Raw genomic sequence first — 24163 nt, 5'->3', positions numbered from 1 at the left:
TTTATGGATCAGCAGGCTATAGGATTTTCTCAAAACACAAACTATTCTCAACATTCAAATACTGTCCATAGCAAGGAATCTGTTGGTAACCGTTTTTCTTATAAAGAGCAATTGCTTCCTGTTGCCTTGTTCCTGTCTCTAGAATACATTTTTTATAACCTAATTCTTTTGTCCATTTTTCCAGTTCTTTTAAAACTTGAGAGGCAATGCCGTTACCGCGACTTTGAGCAGTGGTAAACATCCTTTTTACTTCCATAGTTTGCTCGTCATATTTTCTAATAGCACCACAACCTACAGCCGTATCATCTAGATATGCAATTAGTACATGTTGTAAACCTTTGGTACTGTTGAATTGGTTGTAGAAATCATGCTCATCACCATCAGTTATTGCCAGAAAAGCATCGAGTTGTTTTACTAAAGATTGGAAATCTTTATTTTCTGAAGTGGTGCGTTTGAGGTGGAGCATTTTGTTTAATCTTCAATTATTTTATGAGCTTGATAATAATTAGAAGAATATAAATCATCAAATTTTATTTCACTTAGTCTAATAGTATGAGTTTGATAAATAGCTAAACTATTATTAAGTATTTCAACGTTGATACAATCTTTTCCTAATGATATATCATGACTTGACATAAAGTTTAAATTATCTATAAATTTAATTTCTTTAGAATTTTTAACTATTGTAATAGAGTTATTACATATCAGAACAACAAAGCTGTCAACCTGAATAGCCTTTTGAAACAAACCTTTAAATGCCAAAACTGGTGATTCCACATTTCTATCTATGAGATATGCAGTTTCATTTGTTATTACAATAACCTCTTTGTAATTTGATAATTCAGAAATGAAACTGATCGATTCTTTATCATTGCTAATTTCAAAATTAGCAACCCAAGTGTTACCATTATCTTTAGTGAACTCTACCACTAAACCTTCTGAGAGATTTCTTTTTGGAATAGGAATATACATTTTACCATAAGCTGGTAAATGACTTAGTATTTCAAAAGATGGATTTTTACTCAGGCTTTCCATGGCACAAATTTAGCAGATTTATCAAACAAAAAAAGCAGCAAGTAAACCTGCTGCTTTTTTAAGTATTCTAATATGGTAATTACCTAGAATGGTAAATCATCATGATCTTCATTCTTTGAGTTTTGAACTGGCTCATACTCATCAAATGGTGGTACTTCTGGTGCTCCAGCTGGTGCTTGCGCTCCTACTTTTTCAATTCTCCATCCTGCGATAGAGTTAAAGTACTTAGTCTCTCCTTGTGGAGACTGCCACTCACGACCTCTTAAATTGATACCTACTTTTACTGGTTCACCTACATTAAATGCGTCTAATAAGTTTGTTTTATCCTGTACAAACTCGATCATCAAGTGTTGTGGGTATTGCTCTTCAGTAGTTACTACTAATTCACGTTTCTGGAAACCATTTGCACCGAATGTCTTAGTTTCTCCTATTATTTTAATTTTTCCTTGTACTTCCATGTTCTCTCTATTGTAATAAATATTTCCACGCTGTAAGAATTTCTCCTTTAGCGATAAGCTCTTTTGCTTTGTTATGTTTTTCTGTTGTAGAAAGGTTGAATAGTTGTTCTGCTTTTGCAAAAGCTACCACCTCTTCCTGCTCTGGTATCAATTCAATATTTCCTAGTTTCCCTAGATCGTTTCCTGTTAGAATATCACTATTCCTAGCATGATCAGGTAATGCGTCAACACCTACACCTAATTTAGATAACGGTTTTGCCACCTCAAACATGGCGTCCTTAGAACGGCAGTACCAGTTACCACCCATTCTTGCAACCGTATCGATTTTAAAAGGGTCTATCTTATTATCTCCATCTAGAACCTTGTCATTTACATGCACCATAACCACCTCACATATGATAAGGTTACCAGCGCCACCTTCCTGACCTAGCTCTACGATTTCTTTTACTTTACACTCAAATTGTACCGGACTTTCTGCCACGCGTGGTGGAGCTACCAGATCACTTTTTACCTCAGTAAGACCAGATTTTTCAAACTCATTTACACCTTCAGCATACTCAGTGCTAGATAATGACATTTGTTGTACGATGTCATAATTTACAATGTTAATCACCACCTCGCCAGTAGCTTTTGCATTAAGTAATGTATGTTTTACCGTATTGTTTCTCACACGTCTCGCAGGAGAAAATATCATCACCGGCGGATTTGCACTAAACACATTAAAAAACGAATAGGGTGATAAATTTACCTTTCCATTTTCATCCACAGTACTTGCAAATGCAATAGGTCGTGGTTGTACAGCTCCCAGCATAATGCCATGAAGTTGAGACGTTTCTATATCTTTAGGGTTAAGTTTCAAGTCTTGATTTTGATAAGATACAAAGGTATGATTTTTAATGAGAAGTTGAGAATCGTAAGGACGGAAAACACACGGCGATTATTACGGACTTTATAGATTATTTAAAAGGGACTAATCATTCAATAATCCATTAATTATGTAAATTCTAAAGATTTTTAGAGATTAACGTAGTGTTTTTAAAATAGTAGATGGCATCTTCCATAACATAATATGCAGGTGTCCTAATTATTTCTAAATCATCGTCAGCAGTATTGTAGAGATAAACGGTATCACTATTTTGAAGAATAATATAATTACCATGAACTTCTTTCAAGTTAAAATATTTTTTAGGGAGATGCACCTTTTTTTCTAGTTCACCAGTATTTGAAGAAATAAAAGTCAGATCATTGTTAGAAACAAATACCATTTTATTTTCAAACGGCAAAATTGTTTTAAAATTAGAATAGATTTCATAAGGCTGTTCCCAAAGTATATTTCCATTAAGATCTAAAGAAACTATTTTTGAAATCATCGGTGACCTGCCAGTCACAAATACTATTGAATTTTCATCAATGAATGAAATGGAGCTTACAATTGAATGATCAGAATCATCAATAGGATACGTCCATTCTTTTTGATCTTTATAAGAGTACTTAGAAAGACCTTGTTCACCATTAAACTTTCCTCCTAGAATGTAAAAACCATTCCCATAAAGAATGGGATCTTCACTGATTAAAGTTACTGGATTAGTATCTATATGTTTTAATACTTCTCCGTTTTTTAAAGAAACTTCTAAAACCCCATTTTGGGAGTCAATAACTATATTATTGTCATGATTTTTCAGTGTTGAAACGCCATTGACTCGATTGTCATTAATCTCAATTACTTGCCTACCAGTATTTTTATTTAAACATATAGTATTTGAAAGTGCTGTGAAACATACTTTTTCATCGATTAATAATCGATCTGTGACTATGGAACCTGAGTGTTCATAATTCCAAATGGTTTCTCCACTATCAATGTATTCCTTAGTAATGTCACCATCTAAGTTTGAATAGATAATAACGTTATTTTCAATCAATATGATTTCATCAATTATAGGATCTTGTTGAATACAACCAATTAATATGAAAGAGAATAATTAGATTAAAATGTTTTTAAAATTCATTTGTTTTATTTTTCAATATTAAAATCAACAGAACCTGCATCTAATTCTTTCATCTTTTCTTTAAACTCTAATTTTGTCAAGGGACCGATTGTTAATGTATCTACCCAATGTTCATCCATTTCTTCAAATAAAGGGATGACATAATATTTAAACTTGCCTTTTTCCTCAGAAGCTTCCCAACTATTTATAGCTCTTACCGCAATTACTTTTTCATTAAATCCTAATCTATCTATACCAGAATCTAATACTCCTAAATAACTACCACTTTGCAGCTCGTAACATAAAGAAATATTGTTACTAGTATCAACACCAATTAGATAGTATCCGTGAGTAATTTCTTTTTTGTACACTAAGTCTTGACACGACAGAAAAGAAAGAATGAAAAGTAAAAAAAGAAGTCTATTCTTTTGAAGTAATTTGAACATTTACAGTTTTTAATAAAAGACAAAGATAAACTTTGGTAAGTATCTTCACTTTCAACTTCAATTTCGATTTCAACTACATTTTCCTTAACTTTCCATTTCCCAAAAAACATAAAACATGAGAGCCAAGTCTCACCTTACCTCTGCTGCATCATTTGTTGTCATTATTTTAATGATTTGGTATGCTTTTCACAGTCAGACACCATCTGCGCAGGTAGAAGAAAATTTACCAGCGACTGAATGGTCTACGGCTAGAGCACTAGAACATGTAAAAGCGATTTCTTTAAAACCACATTATGTAGGGAGCAATGGACACAATGAAGTAAGAGATTACATAAAAGATGAGTTTACAAAACTGGGTCTTAATGTTACTACTCAAAAAGGTTATGATATCGATGACAAAGGAAATATGTCGCAACCAGAAAATATCATTGCGCGTATAAAAGGTTCTCAACCAGATAACAAAGCATTGGTTTTACTAACTCATTATGATAGTGATCCACATTCCAGTAAAGGAGCTAGTGATGCCGGTAGTGGAGTAGCCACTATTCTAGAAGGTGTCCGAGCTTTTCTTGCACAAAATAAGCAACCTAAAAACGATATCATTATTTGTATCACAGATGGTGAAGAACTAGGACTTAATGGAGCAAGTCTTTTTGTAAATCAACATCCATGGGCAAAAGATGTAGGTTTTGTACTCAACTTTGAAGCACGCGGTAGTGGTGGGCCTAGTTATATGCTGGTAGAAACTAATGGTGGTAACCGCAAGATCATAGAAGAATTCATGGCTGCAGGTACTGACTATCCGGTAGCTAACTCGCTTGCATACAGCATCTATCAAATGATACCTAACGATACCGATCTTACCATTTTTAGAGAAGACAGAGATATTAATGGTTTAAACTTTGCTTTTATAGGAGATCATTTTGATTACCATACAGAGCTAGATACTTATGAAAGACTAGACCGCAATACACTCGCACATCAGGGTTCTTATTTAATGCCTTTATTATCTCATTTCAGTAACCTAGACATGACAGACCGTGTTATGGTGGATAAAGGAGAAGATCTCGTTTACTTTCCATTGCCATTAATTAAAATGGTCACGTTTCCATTCAGCTGGCTAGCTGCTTTAATAATAAGTAGTGGTATTCTATTGTTACTTTTAATAGTACATGGAATACGTAAAAGACGCATTACTTTAAAACATCTTTTTGGTGGTTTTGTGCCATTTTTGGGTAGTTTAATCATTGGTTATTTATTAAGTAATTACGGATGGGTCGCAGTTAAAACAAACGAGTTTTATGTAGATATGAATCCAGTGTTTCCCTATAACGGTTATTGGATGATTGCCACAGCCGCATTTGCAGCAGTTACTGTTTCATTTTTCTTATACCATAAATTTTACCATCGCGATCGCATCGCTAGTTTAAGTGTCGCGCCACTGGTATTGCTATGGATTATCTCGCTAGCTATTGCATTTCCTGTAGGCGATGGCGGTCTTATCCCTAATATCTATTTAGGTGGTGCAGGTTTCTTTCTAGTACCATTACTCGCAGGATTAGTCATGTTATGGCTCAATATTCACCAAAAACGACCTAGCTATATCTTGTTGTTAATCTTAGCCGTTCCAGCTATTTTTGTCTTCGCACCGTTTATCAAAGCTTTTCCAGTCGCTCTAGGAATGAGTATTCTTTTCGTTGCAGCTGTTTTAAGTGCGCTTTTATTTGGTTTATTGATTCCTATTTTAGGACATTATCGCAAGAAAGGTTTGCTTGCTTTTGGCTCATTGATAGCTACCGTAGTTTGTTTATGTTTCGCTTTCGCGAAAGCGGAATTCTCACAAACACAGCCCAAACCTACCAGCTTAGTTTATGTTCACAATCAAGACAATAATACAGCACAATGGGCAACATACGATAAAGTACTTTCTGACTGGACTAAAGAAAAACTGGGTACAGAACCGCAACGCGCAAAAGAATTAAATGCAAACTCCATAGATTCTAAATATGGGACAGGATTCTCCTATGCTGCAAAAACGGATTATAAAAACTTGCCAAAAATAGAACTAGAAATCACGGCAGACTCTACCGTAAATAATTTACGTACGGTTAAGTTTAAAGTAACGAGTGAAAGTGTTGTACACAGATATGAGGCCTTTGCAGACGCTAAATATTCTTTTGAAAAAGCCACCGTGAATGGTTTAGAGATTAGAAAAAGTGGTGATGATCAACGACCATTCAGCAATCGATGGGGAAATAGATTCTTAAGTTATTATGTAACCGATAATGCAGCACTAGAAATGGAGCTCACTTTTGATGCTAGTACTGAGCCAGAAATTATTGTTTATGCTGCGTCTTTTGATTTATTAGAACAAGAACAATTTAATGTAAGCCAGCGACCGCTAGATCAAATGTCTATGCCGTTTGTTCTTAACGATGCTGTTCTTAGAAAAAGAACCATCACGTTAACAGTACCTAAATCTAAAGTAATTCCTATACCATCAGAAAATGCAGGGTGAAATCGTTGGGATTTTAAACTTCATGTTTTTAAGATTTTCAAATTAAATAGAAAGTATGATGAAGAAACACCTTAAATTTTTATTTTTAATACCATTTCTATTTGCAGTAGTTTGTGAATCTGATGATTTTATATGCGAAATTGTAAAAACAGAACAGTATATTTTAAATGTTGAAAATATAAATGAAACCTACTCGCAAACAGATATAATATGGATAAACTCTCAAATAGGCTCAATTCTTATTGATTCTTGCACAGAATCAAATAGCCCTGAATTAATTACGGATATAGAAATATTTCAAGATGGTTTTTTTATTCTAAGACTTGGCGATTTTGCCAATCTTAATGCTCAAGTAGTTGATGACGCGACCATAATTTATGATATAGGATCAGTATTTAATTCTGATTCTTGTAATGATGTTCAATTTGTTCCAGAACTCACAGCCGACAACCAATTTTATCGATATAGAATAGGAATTAATATTACTGTACCTGGAGATTATTGCATTGTTAATGCTAGAGATAGTTTTTTCAATAGACAAAATGAAAATAACGATCAGATTTTCGCTCCATACGATATTTTGAATAATGAGATAAGATTTCAAGACTGCGGTAATACATTTGTCCGAAATAACATATTAGCTCATTACTTTTTTAGAGTTAACTAATTTTTTATTTAAGGAATTAATTTGAAACAAAAAACAATAGGAATTCTAGGTTGTGGCTGGTTAGGTTATGACCTTGCTTTAAAACTAAAAAGCCAAAAGTATAATGTAAGAGGAACTTCCAGAAACTCTGAAAAGCTTAAAAAACTTACAGAAAAAGGAATTGAATCATTTCATGTAGACCTACAAGAAAATAAAATCTATGGAGATATTCAAGGATTCTTAGAAGGTTTAGATATTTTAGTAATTGATATACCACCAGGATTGCGCAAGAATCCAGAAAGTGATTTTGCTTACAGAATCAAGATGTTTTTAAGATTTGTACAAGTGTATGAAATAGGTAAAGTCATTTTTATATCGGCCACATCAGTCTTTGAAGATCGGGAAGATATACCTAGTTATGATGAGAATTCTCTACCTAATGCAACTGATAACAATGGTATAAAAATCACAGCTGCAGAACAGGTCGTTCAAGAAATGATAGATAAATCTGTCATTATAAGACCATGCGGTTTAATAGGGGAAGATCGCCATCCTATCAAGTATCTCGCAGGTAGAAAAGAGGTTAGAAATCCTGAGGCGCCAGTAAATCTAGTCACTAGAGATCATGTAAATTCTTTAATTTTTAAAGTGATTACAGGAGAACTCAATGTTTCTGTAATTCATGCGGTTAGTGAACCACATGAAAGTCGTGAAGAATATTATCAAAAGGTAGCTAAGGATTTTGGGTTAGAAAGTCCTGGTTTTGAATTGAATAGTAGGAGTTTAGGTAAGAAGATTGTTTCTGGTTTATAATTTTCCCTTGAGGGAAATGTCCGCAGGAAAAAGGGTGTTTGCGATATGGAAAATTTTTTATAAATCATATTTTACAGAAAACACCAGCACGGCTCAACCTTTCCTTGAAATTAAGGAAAGAAGTTTTAGTTGTGTTCATTTTAAAAGATTTGACATGCCAACTATTTGTGTTGGCATTGTTTAAACCTGCTCTCTACGTTTGTATTAACCTTACTCTTTCATAAGGGTAGAATTAATTCCACCCTTATGGTACATCAAGCAAATATTTTCACGTTCTTTAATCTTAAAAAACACTGCTGTTATGTGAACGGCATTGGAAAGTCTGTCGTAAAAAATGAAAAGAATGTAGCGTTAAAAAGAAAAATTGTTGATGTCTATACAAGGTTGACACTTTTTAAATATTCTTTTAAATTTCACAAGAATTTATAATTTCGAAAGAGTTTTATTTTTCTTTAGCGCAATGAATGAAATTTTTAGACAGGTGTTCCACAGCCTAGATCTTTTTGGTTACTTTTTGGAGCAATGCGAAAAAGTAACAGAAACTAGAAGTTGTCAATAAAGACAATTATTATTGCAATCAGCTGTTTTAAACAAACAAAACATCCTTAGAAATCACATTGAAAAAACACCTCTATAAACATAAAATCAAACTTAGTATACTGACGGTATTACTGGTTTGGTATGCATTGTGTTTACCAGATAAATTATTTGATGTTCCTTATTCTACGGTAATAGAAAGTAAAGACAGCAGGTTGCTAGACGCACACATCGCTAGAGATGAGCAGTGGCGATTTCCTGCGGTAGATAGCGTTCCTTATCGGTATAAACAAAGTCTTTTACAATATGAAGATGCGCACTTTTATGACCATCCAGGATTTAATCCAGTTTCTATAGCAAAAGCGATGGTCGATAACATATCGGCAGGTAAAGTAGTCCGAGGTGGTAGTACCATAACCCAACAAGTAATACGATTATCGCGTAAACAAGAACGCAAATATTATGAGAAGTTTATCGAGCTTATCTGGGCAACTCGATTAGAATTGCGCCTTTCTAAAGAGGAGATTATAGAACTCTATGCATCTCATGCGCCTTATGGAGGTAATGTAATCGGTCTAGATATGGCTGCGTGGCGTTATTTTGGAAGAAAACCACACGAACTCAGTTGGGCAGAAAGTGCTACACTGGCAGTTTTACCCAACGCGCCAGGATTAGTCTACCCTGGTAAAAGAGAGAGCTTGCTCAAAGAAAAACGTGATCTGGTATTGCTCAAATTAAAAGAAGAAGAAATTATCTCAGAAACGGATTATGAACTCGCTATTTCAGAAAATGTACCTGTTCACGATTTTAGAGTACCACAACTTGCACCACATTTATTACAACGAGCTAATAAAGAATATGGAACTCAAAAATTGCGCACCAGCATAGATTATGAGATGCAAGAAACGGTAAATCGCATTGTAAAGAATCATCATAATATTTTAAAGCAAAATGGCGTGAATAACCTCGCTATGCTGGTTCTAGATGTAGAAACACAAACCGTAGCGGCCTATGTAGGTAATGCGCCTACCACTCGAGAACACAGTAAAGATGTAGATATTATAACCGCGCCTCGATCTACCGGTAGTGTATTAAAACCTTTTTTATATGCAGCCATGCTCGATGACGGCGAGTTGTTGCCACACAGTCTTGTAAAAGATACCCCTACTATTATCGATGGGTTTTCTACAGAGAATTATGATAAGAGATATACTGGTGCTATACCAGCTTCTCGTGCATTATCACGTTCTTTAAATGTACCTGCTGTACTTATGCTGCGAGAACATACAGTGCCTAGGTTTTATAGTAAACTGCAGCAATTAAAATTATCTCATATGAATCGTGGCGCCGGGACTTATGGGTTAAGCCTTATTATAGGCGGTGGCGAGAGCAGTCTTTGGGACATGAGTCGTGCCTATTTGGGTATGGCCAAAACTCTAGAACTCTTTACAGAAAACAGTAGCCAGTACGATCCTGAGATTATGAATCGATTGAGTTATTTAGATGGTAATTCCGCTTTCGCGAAAGCGGAACAAAAATCAACATCAGAGCAAATAAACTGGTCCTTAGAGCCATCTATCTATGGTGCAGGAAGCATTTACCACACTTTTGAAGCCATGAAAAAGGTAAATAGACCGCAAGGTGAAGAGATCTGGCACTTTTTTAATCCAGATAGAGAGATCGCATGGAAAACAGGAACGAGTTTTGGTAATCGTGATGCCTGGGCGATAGGTGTAACGCCCAAATATGTGATAGGTGTCTGGACAGGTAATGCAGACGGAGAAGGACGTGCCCAAATGACCGGAATAGACAGTGCTGCACCAGTGCTATTTGACTTATTCAATAGATTACCACAACAAGAATGGTTTGCGCCGCCTTATGATGACATGATAGAGGTGCAAACTTGTGAGCAATCTGGTTATCTAGCAACGCCGTTATGTGAGTCGATCAATCAGTACATTCCGGCTGTAGGAGAGAAGTTTGAATCATGTCCATATCACAAAACAGTACATCTAGACGCAACGAGAACCTATCAAGTAAATGCAGATTGTGAACCTGCATCACAAATTGTAACGCAACCTTGGTTCTCATTGCCGCCGGTTATGTCTTATTATTATGCTAGGTCTAACCCTAGCTATAGAACATTGCCAGATTACCGAGAGGATTGTATTCCTGCTAGTAAAGATGTTATGCGTTTCATAATGCCTAAGCATAATACTACAATTACACTAACTAAAAACGTAGATGGCAATTTAAATAGTGCCATTTTTGAAATTGCTCATAAAAAGAATGATGTTGAGGTATTCTGGTACATGGATAATGAGTTTTTAGGAGCTACTAAAAACTTTCATGAAATAGCTATAGAAGGAAAGAAAGGCAAGCGATTAATTACCGCAGTAGATGAAGATGGTAATGATACCAAGATTTATGTGGTGTTTGAATAGCCACATAATTATTCAAATCTACCACTCACAAAAAGGCTTCTCACTTATATAAGAATTATAATAACGTTTATCTCCAGTCACTTCTTTATCGATCCATTCTGGTTTTGAAAAGGATTCTGTTTCAGATTGTAGTTCGATTTCGGCTAGAGTGAGTCCGTTATTTTCTCCGTGAAAGATATCTATTTCCCAAGTATGAGTTTCTATAGGAATTTCATATCTAGTTTTATCAATCACGCCTGGCAAACAAAGAAGTAATAATTGTTGTGCTTCTTCTAGATCTATTTCTTTTTCCCATTCATATCGAGATAGACCACTATCGTTAGATTTCCCTTTTATAGTTAGAAAGGCTTTTTCTCCTTTTATTCTTACACGCACGGTACGTTCTTTATCTGTAGTAAGATAGCCTTGAGTAATGCGTTTTCCAGTTTTTTCTTTTAGAAAATCGGTGTTTTTAAGTAGGAATTTGCGTTCTATTTCGGTCATGATAGCAATATATGATTTGTAAGGATAGTTATCCCAGGAAATTTGGTTATTGATATTTTTAATAATGATAAATGGCTTATTTCAAATTTATCTGGGATTTGTTGATTTTAACGTAAAACAATTTTGATGTATTTCTAGAACTTTTTCAAATCCTTTGCGTTTACAGCAAAGTTGCTCATTTTTTTTCCTTTGATATAATGTTAAGGCTAGATCGCGAATAAAAATAGTTTTTAGTCAAATTCTAGCCTTGTTCAACCTTTCCGACCAAAGCTCGCTATCGCTTACTTTGCCCACCTTTCCTTTTCTAAGGAAAGGAGTTTTTAAATTTTCAAATATCCAGGCCAAGATGACTATCGACTAAAGTTTTAATCTTGCGAAAAACTAATATTGCTCACTGCCTACTTAAAACTGTGACTAAAAACTGCGACTGACTACTGTTTTAAGTTCATCACTCTCTATTCTTACTTTATCATAACCATTTATGGAAACATAAATCATGGAGCTGGCAATCGTTTCTGGTTCTATAGTACGGTATTTTTTAAGAAAACCGAAGAGTAATGGATCAATGAGTTTTTGGATTTTTTTCATAGCACTTTCAAATAGTCTTTTTTCATCTCGTTTACCGCCTATTAATGCAGGTTGTACAAAATAAGATTCTTGAAAACCCAGAGCTTCTATATCTCTTTCCATGTCACCTTTTCCACGATTATAGATAAACTTACTATCTGGACTTGCACCTAGTGCAGATATTGCTACGACTTTAGAAACACCATTTTTTAAAGCCACTTGTGCTACTTGTAGTGGTAAATCATGCTCTATACGGTAGTATTCTTCTTTATCTGGTGTTTTTGATTGCGTGGTGCCTGTGCATATAAATAGATGATCTCCTTTTAATTGCTCTTGATAAGTTTGGGGATCAAATAAATCTGCTATATGATTTTCATGTTTTGGGTGGTTGTTGGTAATTTGCTTTCGCGAAAGCGTAATTATTCTATCATACTTCTCATCTTCTAAAAGCAGAGATACTAATGCAGTTCCGGTTAATCCTGTTGCTCCTATAATAATGCCTGTGTATCCCATGGTGAAGTATGTTAATGTTTAAGGTTATGTATTTTAAAGGTAGTAATTTTGATGCATGCACGAACTGGCAGATAGAAAAATTATTCATGTAGATATGGATGCGTTTTATGCATCTGTAGAGCAACATGATAATCCAGAATTGCGAGGTAAACCTATAGCTGTAGGTGGTGGTAGTGATCGCGGTGTTGTGGCCGCAGCTAGTTATGAAGCGCGTAAATATGGTGTACGCAGTGCTATGCCTAGTGTTACTGCAAAAAGATTGTGCCCAGATCTTATTTTTGTAAAGCATAGATTTGATAGATACCGAGAGGTTTCTACACAAATACGAGAGATTTTTCATGATTATACAGATCTAGTGGAGCCTCTATCTCTTGATGAAGCTTATCTAGATGTAACTGAGAATAAATACAACTTCCCGAGTGCTACTATTATCGCATACGAGATAAGAAGGCGTATTTATGAAGTTACAGGTATTACTGCTAGTGCAGGGATTTCCGTGAATAAATTTATTGCCAAAATAGCCAGCGATTACAACAAACCTAACGGACAGAAAACCATCGTTCCAGAAGAGATTATTCCTTTTCTAGAAGAGCTAGACATTCGTAAGTTTTACGGAATAGGAAAAGTGACGGCAGAGAAGATGTACCAGCATGGAATTTTTACAGGTAATGATCTTAAAAGAAAGTCTCTAGAGTTTCTTGTAGAACATTTTGGTAAAAGTGGTGGTCACTACTATAAAATAGTACGCGGTATACATAAAAGTCCAGTAAAGGCAAACAGAATAAGAAAGTCTCTAGGTGCCGAGCGTACTTTTTCTGAAAACATATCTAGTGAGGTTTTTATGAAAGAACGCCTCGTTCAAATAGCAGAGGAAATAGAAAAACGTATCGCAAAGTCTGATGTTGCCGGAAAAACGATTACTCTTAAAATTAAATACCGCGATTTTAAAACTCAAACTCGTAGTAAAACGATGCCTTACTATATAAGAGATAAAGAAACTATTTTAAGTACGGCAGTTGATCTATTAGAACAAGAAAGTTTTAGAGAGAGCGTTAGATTATTAGGTATTACACTTAGTAACCTCAATACCTCAAAGATAGAAGAAGAGGATGAAGATGAGAACGATATTGTTGAAGTACAATTGGGTTTTGGCTTTTAAAAGATAAACACTATATTGGGAGAAATTAAGATCTTAATTTATAGCTTTGTGACTTTATGAAACTTCAAAGTTCTCAATTTACCGTTTTACATAATGAGTTAAAAAGTACTCCATTACTATCGTGGAGTATTATTAAGAGATTATTGTGGGATCTAGATATAGATGTACTCGAGGCTCTAGATAAAATAGGTGTGGAGCACAACTGGCACTTTAAATATTTTATAGATAGATTCAGTCATTTTAAAGATTATACTATTGTTTTAGTAGATACTCAATCTATTATAAAAGTAGCTTCTAAGAATATATTTGAACTTACAGGATATCAGTCTAAAGAATTAATTAATATTTCTTGTAGATCTCTTTATGGTAAAGACACTAGTGAAGATGTGATTTTCTTAATGGGTGTTGCTGTTGCTGAAGGTATTCCTTATCAAATAAGAATGATTAATTATAGAAAGGATAATACTCCTTATATGTCTGATAAATATGCTTTTCCGATTTATAATGGAGAAGATGAAGTTTCACATTATATAGTATTTCAACAAGAGTACGACGTGTAATTTAATATATTAAAAAAGCCTCATCTAACAGATGAGGCTTTTTATGTAACTATATACTCAGTTTTATTCTACTTCTGATACTCTTAAGGTATTCACCATTCCTTTATCTGTGACAGGCATTGCAGCAAGATTAATTAAGAAATCTCCTTTTTCTACATAGCCATTTTCTTTTGCAAATTTATTTACGTCTTCGATAGTCTCGTCTGTGCTAACAAAACGGTCATAGAAAAATGCTTTAACACCCCAAAGTAGACTTAACTGAGTAAGTATGCGATGGTTGCTAGTAAAGGTAAGTATGTGTGCATCTGGTCTCCAGGCGCTTATCTGGAATGCTGTGTAACCAGAGTTAGTCATGGTAGTAATGGCTTTTGCGTCTATTTCATCGGCCATTTTTGCAGCGTGATAACATACCGATTTAGTAATATATCTTTTAGTCTTAATATGTGGTGCGCTATATGGAACAGATATTAATTCACTGTCTTCAACAGCTCTACATATACTCGCCATTTTTTCAATCACTTGAACAGGATACTGACCTACAGATGTCTCTCCAGATAGCATTACAGCATCTGCTCCATCCATTACAGAGTTTGCAACATCATTCACCTCTGCTCTAGTAGGAGTAAGGCTAGTAATCATCGTTTCCATCATTTGTGTTGCGATAATTACAGGAATACGAGCTTTCTTAGCTTTAAGAACTAGTGTTTTTTGTATCAATGGTACTTCGTGTGCAGGAATTTCTACACCTAGATCACCACGAGCCACCATTAAACCGTCACAGTAAGCGACGATTTTATCAATGTTTTCAACTGCTTCTGGCTTTTCTATTTTTGCAATTATAGGAATCTTCTCCTCTGAGTGCTCACTTATTAATTCTTGCAATTCCATTAAATCACGGCTGTGACGTACAAATGAAAGAGCCATCCAGTCTACTTGTAGTTCACAAGCAAAAATAGCATCTACTACATCCTTTTCTGTTAGAGCAGGAAGAGATATGTCAGTTTGAGGTAAATTAACACCTTTCTTAGATCTTAATGGACCACCTTGAATAACCTTAGTAACAACGTCTTTTACACCATCTGTAGAGATTACTTCAAACATGAGTTTACCGTCATCTAGTAATATGCGTTCTCCTGCTTTTACATCTCTAGGAAAGTGCTCGTAGTTCATATAAACACGCTCTGCAGTACCTTTAAAGGGCTCTCCGGTAGAAATTGTTATTTGATCACCTGGATGAACAACTACTTCTTCTTTCATAACACCTACGCGCAATTTAGGGCCTTGTAGGTCACCTAAAATACCGGTAGCAAATCCATGCTCTTCATTAATATCGCGTATCATTTGCACGCGTTCTCTTACATCTTCATGGTCTGCATGTGAAAAGTTAATTCTAAACACATTTACACCAGCGATCATCATATCTAGTAATACTTGCTTTGAAGCAGTAGCAGGTCCTAGAGTTGCGACGATTTTAGTTTTTTTGTTTTTTGGCATTATTCAAATATTAAATAATCTTGTTGTTTTATTTTAAAAGTATCTACAGGATAGACACTAATAACTTGAGGTATTTCCCCAAGAGTATTTATTAGTTTTTTGAGCGGGAAAAAGTCTTCTTCTTTCTCAATTTTAAGTAAAAAGTCTACCGTCCCATATTCTTTGATCAGTACAGTTTTAACTTGCGTTGCATCTGTTTGATCAAATAAGCTTAACGATACCGATTCTTCATTTGAAATTCCCCAATATTTATTAGGTATCAAATAGAACGGTGCATTCTGTTCTTTGTCAAAATGTTTATACACCGGATAATTTGCGGTATAAGCTGGTTCTATAATATCTTGATCTACCGCAGTTCTTGCAAAATTAATTTGTAAAAACTTATTAAGTAAATAAGCCATTCTATAAGGCTCTATGGTAGAATGTATAGCAATTAATATGAAAGGCTCTTCTTCTAATTCCCAATCTGTTAATTTGTGAACCGCCATATATTTGATATTATTAACCTTGCTAATTTAAGAAGACCATATGCAATTTTACCGCCTATTCACTTTAATTAAACGTAAATAATTACGAAAACGATAGTAGTTATGGTGTTATTTTAAGTATTTGATATTATTCCGCTTTCGCGAAAGCGAGAAGTGCAATTAAGATATGCTCAGATAGAGTCTCTAGAATTTATCTTGTAACGCAAAGAATGCTCTCTTACTTGCTTTTTCTTCCGCTTTTTTCTTAGATGTAGCTCTTGCCTTTGCAATTACACGATTATCTATAGAAAGCTTAACTGAGAAATGTCTTACATCACTAGCACCGGTGTCTTCATAGGTGTCGTAGTCAAATTTCTTCTTATGCTTTTGACACCATTCTATAAATAAACTTTTATAAGAAATAACTTTACCGTCTAGCTTCTCAATATCTACGTAAGGTTCTATAACCTTTTTGAAAATAAATTCTTTACAAACTACATAACCGCGATCTAGATAAACCGCACCTACGAGTGCTTCAAATAAATTACCGTGAATATTTGCGCCAAAGTTGCGAGTAGGAACTTGTGTTTGTGCATGATCTATTAGATTAAAATCTCTACCCAATTCATTTAAATGTTCTCTACTTACGATTTTAGAACGCATTTTTGTGAGATAACCTTCGTCACCGCTAGGTACTTCATTGTAAATATATTCTGCTATGACCGCACCTAGAATAGCGTCTCCTAAAAATTCTAGACGTTCATAACTTTGCGCAAAACCTTTGTCTGTCTTTAATCCCATTGATTTATGGGTAAAAGCAGTTTCGTATAAAGAAATGTCATGGGCCTTGAGGCCTGTCATTTTCTTAATCGCACTAAATAATTTCTCGTTAGTATGAGCTTTACTTCGAGATTTAAATATTTTGCGTATTCTATTCATACGGATTAAAAGATCGGTTTAGATCTTTCTAAAGGCAATACAACAGTTATGTCCACCGAAACCGAAAGTGTTACTCAATGCAACGTTTACCTCTCTTTTTTCAGGTTTGTTCAATACCAGTCGTAATGATGGATCTATATTTTCATCTACAGTGGTATGATTTATCGTCGGTGGGATAATTCCCTCGTTGATAGCCATTACACTTGCAATTGATTCTATAGCACCAGCAGCACCTAGAAGGTGGCCTGTCATAGACTTAGTAGAATTGATACTTATGTTAGGAGCGTGATCACCAAATACGGCTTTTATGGCCTTTAACTCTGCAACGTCACCTAGAGGTGTAGATGTTCCATGAGTGTTAATGTGATCTACGTCTTCAGGATTAATACCTGCATTTTGTAGCGTGTTTTTCATTACAGCTATTACGCCGCGTCCTTCTGGATCTGGAGCTGTAATGTGATATGCGTCACTAGAGAAACCACCACCTATAACCTCAGCATAGATTTTTGCTCCACGAGCTTTTGCATATTCATAGTCTTCTAGAACTAGAGCGCCAGCGCCTTCCCCTAATACAAAACCATCTCTGGTCGCATCAAATGGACGACTTGCAGTCTCAGGGCTTTCATTGCGAGTTGATAATGCATGCATGGCGTTAAAACCGCCCATACCTGCTTGTGCAACTGCAGCTTCAGAGCCACCAGTTACTATAACGTCACAATGTCCTAGTCTAATATAATTAACAGCGTCGAGCATAGCATTTGCACTCGATGCGCATGCAGATACTGTAGTATAGTTAGGTCCCATAAAGCCATATTTTATAGAAATATGAGCGGGAGCTATATCTGCAATCATTTTTGGTATAAAGAAAGGATTAAATCGTGGCGTACCGTTACCGGCAGCAAATGACTTAACTTCTTCCTGAAATGTTTCTAGACCACCTATTCCAGCACCCCAGATAACACCGACTCTATACTTATCTATAGAGTCGATATCTAATCCAGAGTCGGCTATCGCTTCATCGCCTGCTACCAGTGCATACTGTGCAAATCGATCCATACGCCTAGCTTCCTTGCGGTCTATGAAATCAGTCACCGTAAAGTTCTTGATTTCACAAGCGAATTTTGTCTTGAAATGTTCTGTATCAAAGTATGTGATAGGAGCACAACCGCTCTTACCAGCTTTTAACGCCTCCCAATATTCTTCTAGGTTATTCCCTATAGGAGTAAGGGCACCCATTCCTGTAATGACAACTCGCTTTAATTCCATGTAATATAAATTACGCTTTTGCTTCTTCTATGTATGAAACAGCTTGACCTACTGTAGCTATGTTTTCAGCTTGGTCATCTGGGATCTGGATATCAAATTCTTTTTCGAATTCCATGATCAACTCAACTGTATCTAGTGAGTCTGCGCCTAAGTCGTTTGTGAAGCTTGCTTCTGTTACAACTTCGTTTTCGTCAACACCTAATTTGTCTACGATAATCGCTTTTACTCTTGATGCAATGTCTGACATAATAATCTAATTTTAATTTTAAATGAATCGCAAAAATAACAAACTTTGGGTTAATACCATGTTTTAGTCATTTGAGTTAACTTGCAATTTCATTTATTTTAATAATAATAACTAACTCATCACTGGCTTTGCAACAAGCCTGCCAAATAAATTTATGAAAAAAATAATAATCCTTGCTAGTGGTAATGGTACTAATGCTCAGTCTATTATGGATCATTTTAAAGAGGTGGATTCTGTTCAGGTTTCTTTAGTTTTGTCTAATAAACCTCAAGCATTTGTCTTAGAAAGAGCGAGTAAATTTGGTGTTCCTGCGATGAGTTTTAATAGATCTGCTTTCGCGAAAGCGGGAACAGTAGAAACTCTTTTAAAGGCAGAAATGCCTGATTTACTAGTGTTAGCAGGCTTTTTGTGGAAAATCCCAGAAAGTCTCGTAAAATTATTTCCAAATAAAATTATTAACATTCACCCTGCTTTATTACCTAATTACGGCGGTAAAGGCATGTATGGCATGAATGTACACCGTGCAATTATTGAAAATAAAGAGCAAGAAAGTGGGATAACCATCCATTATGTGAATGAAAATTATGACGAAGGCGCCATAATAAAGCAAGCAACTTGTTGTATTTCTCAAAACGATACTGCCGATGATCTTGCAGCAAAAATTCATAAGTTAGAACAAGAACACTTTGCTAAGACTATAGAAGAATTACTTAAATAATGGATCAGGTACATATATATACAGATGGATCTTCTCGTGGTAATCCAGGACCAGGAGGTTATGGAATAGTGATGATAGCCGTAGGAAAGAATTTTAAAAAAGAATTTTCTCAAGGATATCGCAAGACCACTAACAATCGTATGGAATTACTGGCGGTTATAGAAGCACTAGAAAAGATAAAGCCAGATCATAAAGTAACTATCACTGTTTTTACAGACAGTCGTTATGTAAGTGATGCTATCAATAAAAACTGGATGGCAGGCTGGATAAAACGCAAATGGAAAAATGTGAAGAATCCAGACCTATGGAAACGTTTCTTAAAAGTCTACAATCGTACACAACCTAAAATGCAATGGGTAAAAGGGCATAATGACCACCCTATTAATGAACGTTGTGATGCGCTGGCGGTAAATGCAGCCCTTAATAAAAGTGATCACCTTATTGATGAAGAATTTGAGAAGTTATAATTATTAGTTTGCTCGCCATTTTATCCATACGGTTACAACTGGATTGTTTATGGAGTCTGTTCCTGTATTAGATGTTCTTGCAGTAATATGATTACCGATAACGAAGTCTAGATTAATAGTTGTATCTATATACTTTCCAGCGAGGAGATTAAAGTTTATTTCACCACCTGCAACTGTATTGTCTTCTTCTCTAATTCTTATATTAAAGGGAGTTGATAGATTGTTAGTTGTTGTGTTACTACTAACATTAGAATTTGTAGTTATGGCTACTACAGTACCATTATAAGGCATTAATAAACCTGAGTTTACAGAAGTAGCATTACCTGCTAGTCTTAAGTTTTGGGTACCTGTAACATCTCCAGATCTTGAAAAAATTAACGGTATAGCATCTGTAGATAACCATTTGGCTCGAGTAGCATCATACATGTATAATTGATCCCCTATGACTGCTATCTGGCCTGTTGCTGTGCCTGTAGGAGTTGACTGTGGTTCAATATTTAGAGCAGGTAAATTTAGTGCCGATGTGTTAATGTCTAATTCAGCAGTTGGTGTAGTAGTATTTATACCTACCTGACTGTAAATAAATTGATTTGAAAATATCAAGATTAGGAATAGAATTAATTTTTTCATAATAATACTGTTTTCTTCTAACAAATTCAATTTACTATTTTTTTTATAAGTATATGATATAAAATGAAATAAGTTAATATTATAGTAGAATTCGGTAGCTAGTTACGTATTAATTTAGTTAGCTAAATTATATCTTAATTAACCATTTTATTAGCAAGGTTATTAAATACAGTTGACTTAGTTTGTGATCTGTTGATTTTTTTTTTAAATTCATTAAAATATCTATTTAGATTATGTTCACTCACCCATGAATATATAATTCTTATCCATGATTTAATCTGATTAATCTTGTATGTAAAGCTTTGAAATTTAACTCTCTATTACTCTTTATTTGAGTGATGTCGTAAACCTATTGAATATGGGATAGGTATAGAATCTATTAAAGAAGAGAAGTTTAAAGAAGAAATTGAATCTTACTATGAGCGGTCTAAGGCACTTTTATTAAATCGTTGTTGATTCTTCCATGCTTTTCAAAAAATATAAGCTCTTTTACTGTTCTTACGCTATCAATTTTTAAAGGTTGTCAACAGTTTAATGATTAATTCGGCACTGATGGTTAGGCGGTTAATTAGGTTTTCTACTAATAAATTTGGTGATTTACTTTATGGTGTAATTAACTTAAAACTATAAGATTATGAAAAAAATGAAAACTGTTCTCTTTTATCTCTTACTTTTAATTTCAGCATTATCGATAGCTCAAAGCGATACGAGATTTCATGGAGGAATAGGTCTAAGTAGTGACGTATCTTCTTATTATGCGGCAGATTATAGTAATTATTTATTGAAAAAAGAATCTAAATTCAATGTAGGTGCGCAATTAGGTGGTTATTATTATAATTTTAATAACGATAATCTTAGCAAGGATAGTAAGCTTTACGGTTCTTTGGCATTTAGCCTTATATATCAAATCACAGAAAAATTTACTTTACAAATAGATTCTGGTACAAAAATCCCATTAGGAAAACCAGATGTGGCATTTTTAAACAGCATGAATAATGAAATTCCTGATTCTGAGATTGGAGTCCATACATTTTCCATGCCCTTGCTTACTTATAATTTGAATGACGACTTTGGAGTGTTTTTAGGATATCACTTTGTTTTCGAAGATCGATTAGATATGAATACACTAGCATTGGGATTGCGATTTTCTCTATCCGGTAATTAGATTTTTAAAAATTCCGCTTTCGCGAAAGCGATATGAAAGCAACCTTCCCACATCTTTAACAACTTAAATTTTAACAAACCACTGCGTTAGCTTATTTTTGCTTATTCAAATTTATTCTAAATAAGAGTTGGGTATTACTATCGCACATTTAAAAAGAGGAGAGACGGCTATAATCAAACAGTTTGATGAAATAGACGTGCCGTTAAAATTATTAGAAATGGGATGCCTGCCAGGTAATCGTGTTACTATGATGCAGTCTGCACCTTTTAAAGACCCTATATATCTAGATATTAATGGTACTCATCTTGCGATAAGAAGAGAAACAGCGCTTAAAATTAGTGTAGAAATTCATGGGTAAGTCAATTAATGTATCGTTAATAGGTAATCCCAATACTGGGAAAACTTCGCTTTTTAATAGACTTACTGGTCTTAATCAACAGGTAGGAAACTATCCTGGTATAACGGTAGAAAAGAAAGAAGGTATATGTAAACTAGATCGTGGTCTTAAAGCACATATTCTAGATCTTCCAGGAACGTATAGCCTTAATACCACATCTTTAGACGAGAGTATAGTTATAGAAACTTTACTTAATAAAAATTCTAAAGATTTTCCAGATGTCGCCGTAGTGGTGTCTGATATTGAAAACCTAAAACGTAATTTACTAGTCTTTACACAAATTAAAGATTTAGAAATCCCTACCATACTAGTCATTAACATGGCAGACCGTATGAAGCGTAAGGCGATTTCTCTAGATATCGAGCTCATGGAAGAAGAGCTTAATACTAAAGTGGTTCTAGTTAGTGCTCGTAAAAACGAAGGGATAAAAGATCTTAAAGATGCGATAGCAAATTATAAACAACTCACCTCTCAACCTTGCGTAAACGCATCTGTAATAGATGTGCCTTATTTTAATACACTTAAAAAAACATATCCTAACCAGCAGGTTTATAAACTGTGGTTAGTCATTACACAGGATGTCAACTTTGGTAAACTAGACCGTAATAGAGAACTAGACGACCTGAAACAACATAAATTTGATATTAAGTCCGAGGCAGATCTCAAGAAGATGCAACACAAAGAAACCGTGGTGCGTTATCAATTTATTAATGGTTTACTTAAAAAGGTACTTTCCGTTGACGCTGCAAATGCTAAGGATATAAGAACAAGATTAGATCGCATTCTATTACATAAAGTGTGGGGTTACTTAATCTTCTTTGTGATTCTATTTGTCATCTTTCAGGCCATTTATGACTGGAGTACTTATCCTATGGACTGGATAGATGCAGCATTTGCTAGTATGAGCACTTGGGTTAATAACTTGCTTCCAGCAGGACCACTCACAGATTTACTGTCAGAAGGTATCATACCAGGTCTAGGTGGGATAGTCATATTTATACCGCAAATAGCCTTTTTATTTCTCTTTATAGCCATTCTAGAAGAAAGCGGTTATATGAGTCGTGTGGTCTTTCTTATGGATCATATCATGAAACGATTTGGTCTTAGTGGTAAAAGTGTGGTGCCGTTAGTCTCTGGAGTAGCTTGTGCGATACCAGCAGTAATGGCAACTAGAAACATAGAAGACTGGAAAGAGCGTTTAATAACTATACTGGTAGTGCCGTTTACAACCTGCTCTGCTAGATTACCAGTTTATTTAATTATCATATCTCTAGTAATTCCAGATCAACGTATACTGGGTGGCGCTTTTAATATGCAGGGACTCACACTTATGTTGCTGTATTTATTAGGTTTTGCTGCTTCTATATTTTCTGCATGGGTATTAAATAAAATACTGCCTATTAAGCGCAAAACATTTTTTGTTATGGAGATGCCCGCTTATAAGCTACCTATGTTTAAAAACGTAGCTATAACGGTAATTGAAAAAACGAAAAGCTTTGTAGTAGGAGCAGGTAAGATAATCATGGCTATATCTGTTGTGCTATGGATTCTTGCTAGTTATGGTTTAGGAGAACAATTTAATAATGCAGAGGCTATTGTAAAAGAGCAATATGCAGGACAGGACTTAAGTGATCAAGAAATGGATCAAAAGATCGCCTCTCATGAATTAGAGTACAGTTTTATAGGTTACATAGGTAAAGGAATAGAGCCAGCCGTAAGACCTCTAGGGTATGACTGGAAGATAGGAATAGCCATAGTAAGCTCGTTTGCAGCACGTGAAGTTTTTGTAGGTACACTAGCTACTATTTATAGTGTAGAAAGCGATGGAGAAGAAGAGCAAACGATTAAAAACCGCATGGCTGCAGAGACTAATCCTATTCTAGGTGGGCCTTTATTTAACTTTGCCAGTGGTATTTCTTTATTGCTATTTTATGCGTTTGCCATGCAATGTATGAGCACGCTTGCTATAGTAAAACGAGAAACCAATAGCTGGAAATGGCCAGCAATTCAATTTTTCTTCATGACCGCTGCGGCATATTTTGCAGCTTTAGGAGCTTATCAATTTCTCAAGTAATGGAAATATTTCAAACTATATCTGTATTTGTAATAGCTGTTGTTGCTATTCTCTGGTTATTTAGAAAATCTATTTTCCCTAAAAAATTCAACTCATCTGGTTGTGGTGATGGTGATTGTGGCTGCCATTAGATTT

26 protein-coding genes and 1 pseudogene are annotated in these 24163 nt (G+C 34.9%); 12 read left to right on the top strand and 15 right to left on the bottom strand.

Annotation, left to right across the window (positions count from 1 at the left end; translation table 11 throughout):
• Positions 1 to 16 precede the first annotated feature (16 nt).
• From ACJJVN_RS12030 to ACJJVN_RS12005, 6 genes are all read right to left on the bottom strand, one after another.
• Entirely contained in the window at positions 17 to 466 is a 450-nt protein-coding gene (locus tag ACJJVN_RS12030) for a GNAT family N-acetyltransferase (RefSeq protein WP_405378325.1), read from the bottom strand.
• Positions 467 to 471: 5 nt separating this feature from the next.
• Positions 472 to 1035 carry a hypothetical protein gene (locus ACJJVN_RS12025; RefSeq protein ID WP_405378323.1) on the bottom strand — a complete coding sequence of 188 codons (564 nt, stop codon included), beginning with the start codon at positions 1033 to 1035 and terminating at the stop codon, positions 472 to 474.
• Positions 1036 to 1118: 83 nt separating this feature from the next.
• On the bottom strand, positions 1119 to 1493 hold the full coding sequence (locus ACJJVN_RS12020; protein WP_104514104.1) for a DUF3127 domain-containing protein: 375 nt from the start codon (positions 1491 to 1493) through the stop codon (positions 1119 to 1121).
• 7 nt (positions 1494 to 1500) lie between these two features.
• Positions 1501 to 2352, bottom strand: coding sequence for a flavin reductase family protein (locus ACJJVN_RS12015; RefSeq protein ID WP_405378321.1), 852 nt, complete (start codon positions 2350 to 2352; stop codon positions 1501 to 1503).
• 145 nt (positions 2353 to 2497) lie between these two features.
• Positions 2498 to 3412 (bottom strand): hypothetical protein, encoded by a 915-nt coding sequence (locus ACJJVN_RS12010; protein ID WP_405378319.1) that lies wholly within the window; start codon positions 3410 to 3412, stop codon positions 2498 to 2500.
• Between the two features lie 92 nt (positions 3413 to 3504).
• A complete protein-coding gene (locus ACJJVN_RS12005) occupies positions 3505 to 3924 on the bottom strand; it encodes a hypothetical protein (protein WP_405378317.1) in 420 nt (139 codons plus the stop codon).
• A 115-nt stretch (positions 3925 to 4039) separates the two neighbouring features.
• Between ACJJVN_RS12005 and ACJJVN_RS12000 the strand changes: the two genes are divergently transcribed.
• The 4 genes from ACJJVN_RS12000 to pbpC all read left to right on the top strand — a co-directional run bounded on the left by ACJJVN_RS12000 (position 4040) and on the right by pbpC (position 10882).
• On the top strand, positions 4040 to 6442 hold the full coding sequence (locus ACJJVN_RS12000) for a M28 family peptidase (protein ID WP_405378315.1): 2403 nt from the start codon (positions 4040 to 4042) through the stop codon (positions 6440 to 6442).
• A gap of 55 nt (positions 6443 to 6497) precedes the next feature.
• Positions 6498 to 7109, top strand: coding sequence for a hypothetical protein (locus ACJJVN_RS11995; RefSeq protein WP_405378313.1), 612 nt, complete (start codon positions 6498 to 6500; stop codon positions 7107 to 7109).
• A 21-nt stretch (positions 7110 to 7130) separates the two neighbouring features.
• Positions 7131 to 7901, top strand: coding sequence for an NAD(P)H-binding protein (locus ACJJVN_RS11990; protein ID WP_405378311.1), 771 nt, complete (start codon positions 7131 to 7133; stop codon positions 7899 to 7901).
• Between the two features lie 617 nt (positions 7902 to 8518).
• On the top strand, positions 8519 to 10882 hold the full coding sequence (gene pbpC, locus ACJJVN_RS11985; RefSeq protein WP_405378310.1) for a penicillin-binding protein 1C: 2364 nt from the start codon (positions 8519 to 8521) through the stop codon (positions 10880 to 10882).
• Positions 10883 to 10900: 18 nt separating this feature from the next.
• Here pbpC and ACJJVN_RS11980 read toward each other — a convergent pair whose 3' ends face one another.
• On the bottom strand, positions 10901 to 11365 hold the full coding sequence (locus ACJJVN_RS11980) for a CYTH domain-containing protein (protein WP_405378308.1): 465 nt from the start codon (positions 11363 to 11365) through the stop codon (positions 10901 to 10903).
• A gap of 414 nt (positions 11366 to 11779) precedes the next feature.
• Positions 11780 to 12445, bottom strand: a complete 666-nt coding sequence (locus tag ACJJVN_RS11975; RefSeq protein ID WP_405378306.1) for an NAD-dependent epimerase/dehydratase family protein — start codon at positions 12443 to 12445, stop codon at positions 11780 to 11782.
• A gap of 55 nt (positions 12446 to 12500) precedes the next feature.
• On the opposite strand from ACJJVN_RS11975, the gene dinB reads away from it, so the two are divergent.
• A complete protein-coding gene (dinB, locus tag ACJJVN_RS11970; protein ID WP_405378304.1) occupies positions 12501 to 13604 on the top strand; it encodes a DNA polymerase IV in 1104 nt (367 codons plus the stop codon).
• A gap of 56 nt (positions 13605 to 13660) precedes the next feature.
• On the top strand, positions 13661 to 14164 hold the full coding sequence (locus ACJJVN_RS11965; RefSeq protein WP_104514095.1) for a PAS domain-containing protein: 504 nt from the start codon (positions 13661 to 13663) through the stop codon (positions 14162 to 14164).
• Positions 14165 to 14227: 63 nt separating this feature from the next.
• On the opposite strand, the gene pyk is transcribed toward ACJJVN_RS11965, so the two are convergent.
• The 5 genes from pyk to ACJJVN_RS11940 all read right to left on the bottom strand — a co-directional run bounded on the left by pyk (position 14228) and on the right by ACJJVN_RS11940 (position 18577).
• The gene (pyk, locus tag ACJJVN_RS11960) at positions 14228 to 15658 is read right to left on the bottom strand and encodes a pyruvate kinase (RefSeq protein WP_104514094.1); all 1431 of its coding nucleotides are present in this window, start codon (positions 15656 to 15658) and stop codon (positions 14228 to 14230) included.
• Positions 15658 to 16146 (bottom strand): IPExxxVDY family protein, encoded by a 489-nt coding sequence (locus ACJJVN_RS11955; protein ID WP_104514093.1) that lies wholly within the window; start codon positions 16144 to 16146, stop codon positions 15658 to 15660. Before ACJJVN_RS11955 ends, pyk begins: the two co-directional genes overlap by 1 nt.
• A 183-nt stretch (positions 16147 to 16329) precedes the next feature.
• A complete protein-coding gene (gene rnc / locus ACJJVN_RS11950) occupies positions 16330 to 17064 on the bottom strand; it encodes a ribonuclease III (RefSeq protein ID WP_104514092.1) in 735 nt (244 codons plus the stop codon).
• A gap of 18 nt (positions 17065 to 17082) precedes the next feature.
• The gene (gene fabF, locus ACJJVN_RS11945; RefSeq protein WP_104514091.1) at positions 17083 to 18330 is read right to left on the bottom strand and encodes a beta-ketoacyl-ACP synthase II; all 1248 of its coding nucleotides are present in this window, start codon (positions 18328 to 18330) and stop codon (positions 17083 to 17085) included.
• Positions 18331 to 18340: 10 nt separating this feature from the next.
• On the bottom strand, positions 18341 to 18577 hold the full coding sequence (locus ACJJVN_RS11940; RefSeq protein ID WP_015361896.1) for an acyl carrier protein: 237 nt from the start codon (positions 18575 to 18577) through the stop codon (positions 18341 to 18343).
• A gap of 154 nt (positions 18578 to 18731) precedes the next feature.
• On the opposite strand from ACJJVN_RS11940, the gene ACJJVN_RS11935 reads away from it, so the two are divergent.
• Together ACJJVN_RS11935 and rnhA are read left to right on the top strand one after the other, a co-directional pair.
• Entirely contained in the window at positions 18732 to 19295 is a 564-nt protein-coding gene (locus tag ACJJVN_RS11935) for a phosphoribosylglycinamide formyltransferase (protein ID WP_405378302.1), read from the top strand.
• The gene (gene rnhA, locus ACJJVN_RS11930) at positions 19295 to 19762 is read left to right on the top strand and encodes a ribonuclease HI (RefSeq protein ID WP_405378300.1); all 468 of its coding nucleotides are present in this window, start codon (positions 19295 to 19297) and stop codon (positions 19760 to 19762) included. The genes ACJJVN_RS11935 and rnhA overlap by 1 nt, the downstream gene beginning before the upstream one ends.
• Before the next feature lie 3 nt (positions 19763 to 19765).
• Here rnhA and ACJJVN_RS11925 read toward each other — a convergent pair whose 3' ends face one another.
• Positions 19766 to 20392 (bottom strand): hypothetical protein, encoded by a 627-nt coding sequence (locus ACJJVN_RS11925; protein ID WP_405378299.1) that lies wholly within the window; start codon positions 20390 to 20392, stop codon positions 19766 to 19768.
• A gap of 134 nt (positions 20393 to 20526) precedes the next feature.
• Positions 20527 to 20738, bottom strand: a pseudogene (locus tag ACJJVN_RS11920) (IS1595 family transposase); the annotation flags it as partial.
• 288 nt (positions 20739 to 21026) lie between these two features.
• On the opposite strand from ACJJVN_RS11920, the gene ACJJVN_RS11915 reads away from it, so the two are divergent.
• From ACJJVN_RS11915 to ACJJVN_RS11900, 4 genes are all read left to right on the top strand, one after another.
• Positions 21027 to 21557 carry a hypothetical protein gene (locus ACJJVN_RS11915; protein ID WP_405378297.1) on the top strand — a complete coding sequence of 177 codons (531 nt, stop codon included), beginning with the start codon at positions 21027 to 21029 and terminating at the stop codon, positions 21555 to 21557.
• A 127-nt stretch (positions 21558 to 21684) separates the two neighbouring features.
• Positions 21685 to 21915 (top strand): FeoA family protein, encoded by a 231-nt coding sequence (locus tag ACJJVN_RS11910; protein ID WP_104514086.1) that lies wholly within the window; start codon positions 21685 to 21687, stop codon positions 21913 to 21915.
• On the top strand, positions 21908 to 24028 hold the full coding sequence (gene feoB / locus ACJJVN_RS11905; protein ID WP_405378295.1) for a ferrous iron transport protein B: 2121 nt from the start codon (positions 21908 to 21910) through the stop codon (positions 24026 to 24028). The genes ACJJVN_RS11910 and feoB overlap by 8 nt, the downstream gene beginning before the upstream one ends.
• Positions 24028 to 24159 (top strand): FeoB-associated Cys-rich membrane protein, encoded by a 132-nt coding sequence (locus ACJJVN_RS11900; RefSeq protein WP_405378293.1) that lies wholly within the window; start codon positions 24028 to 24030, stop codon positions 24157 to 24159. Before feoB ends, ACJJVN_RS11900 begins: the two co-directional genes overlap by 1 nt.
• The last annotated feature ends 4 nt before the right edge of the window (positions 24160 to 24163 follow it).

Origin of the sequence: Nonlabens sp. Asnod3-A02 (assembly GCF_045063755.1) — a bacterium.
GTDB classification, from domain to species: domain Bacteria; phylum Bacteroidota; class Bacteroidia; order Flavobacteriales; family Flavobacteriaceae; genus Nonlabens; species Nonlabens xylanidelens.
Note: the sequence above shows the minus strand (reverse complement) of the source record. Positions and strands in the feature narration are given on the sequence as shown.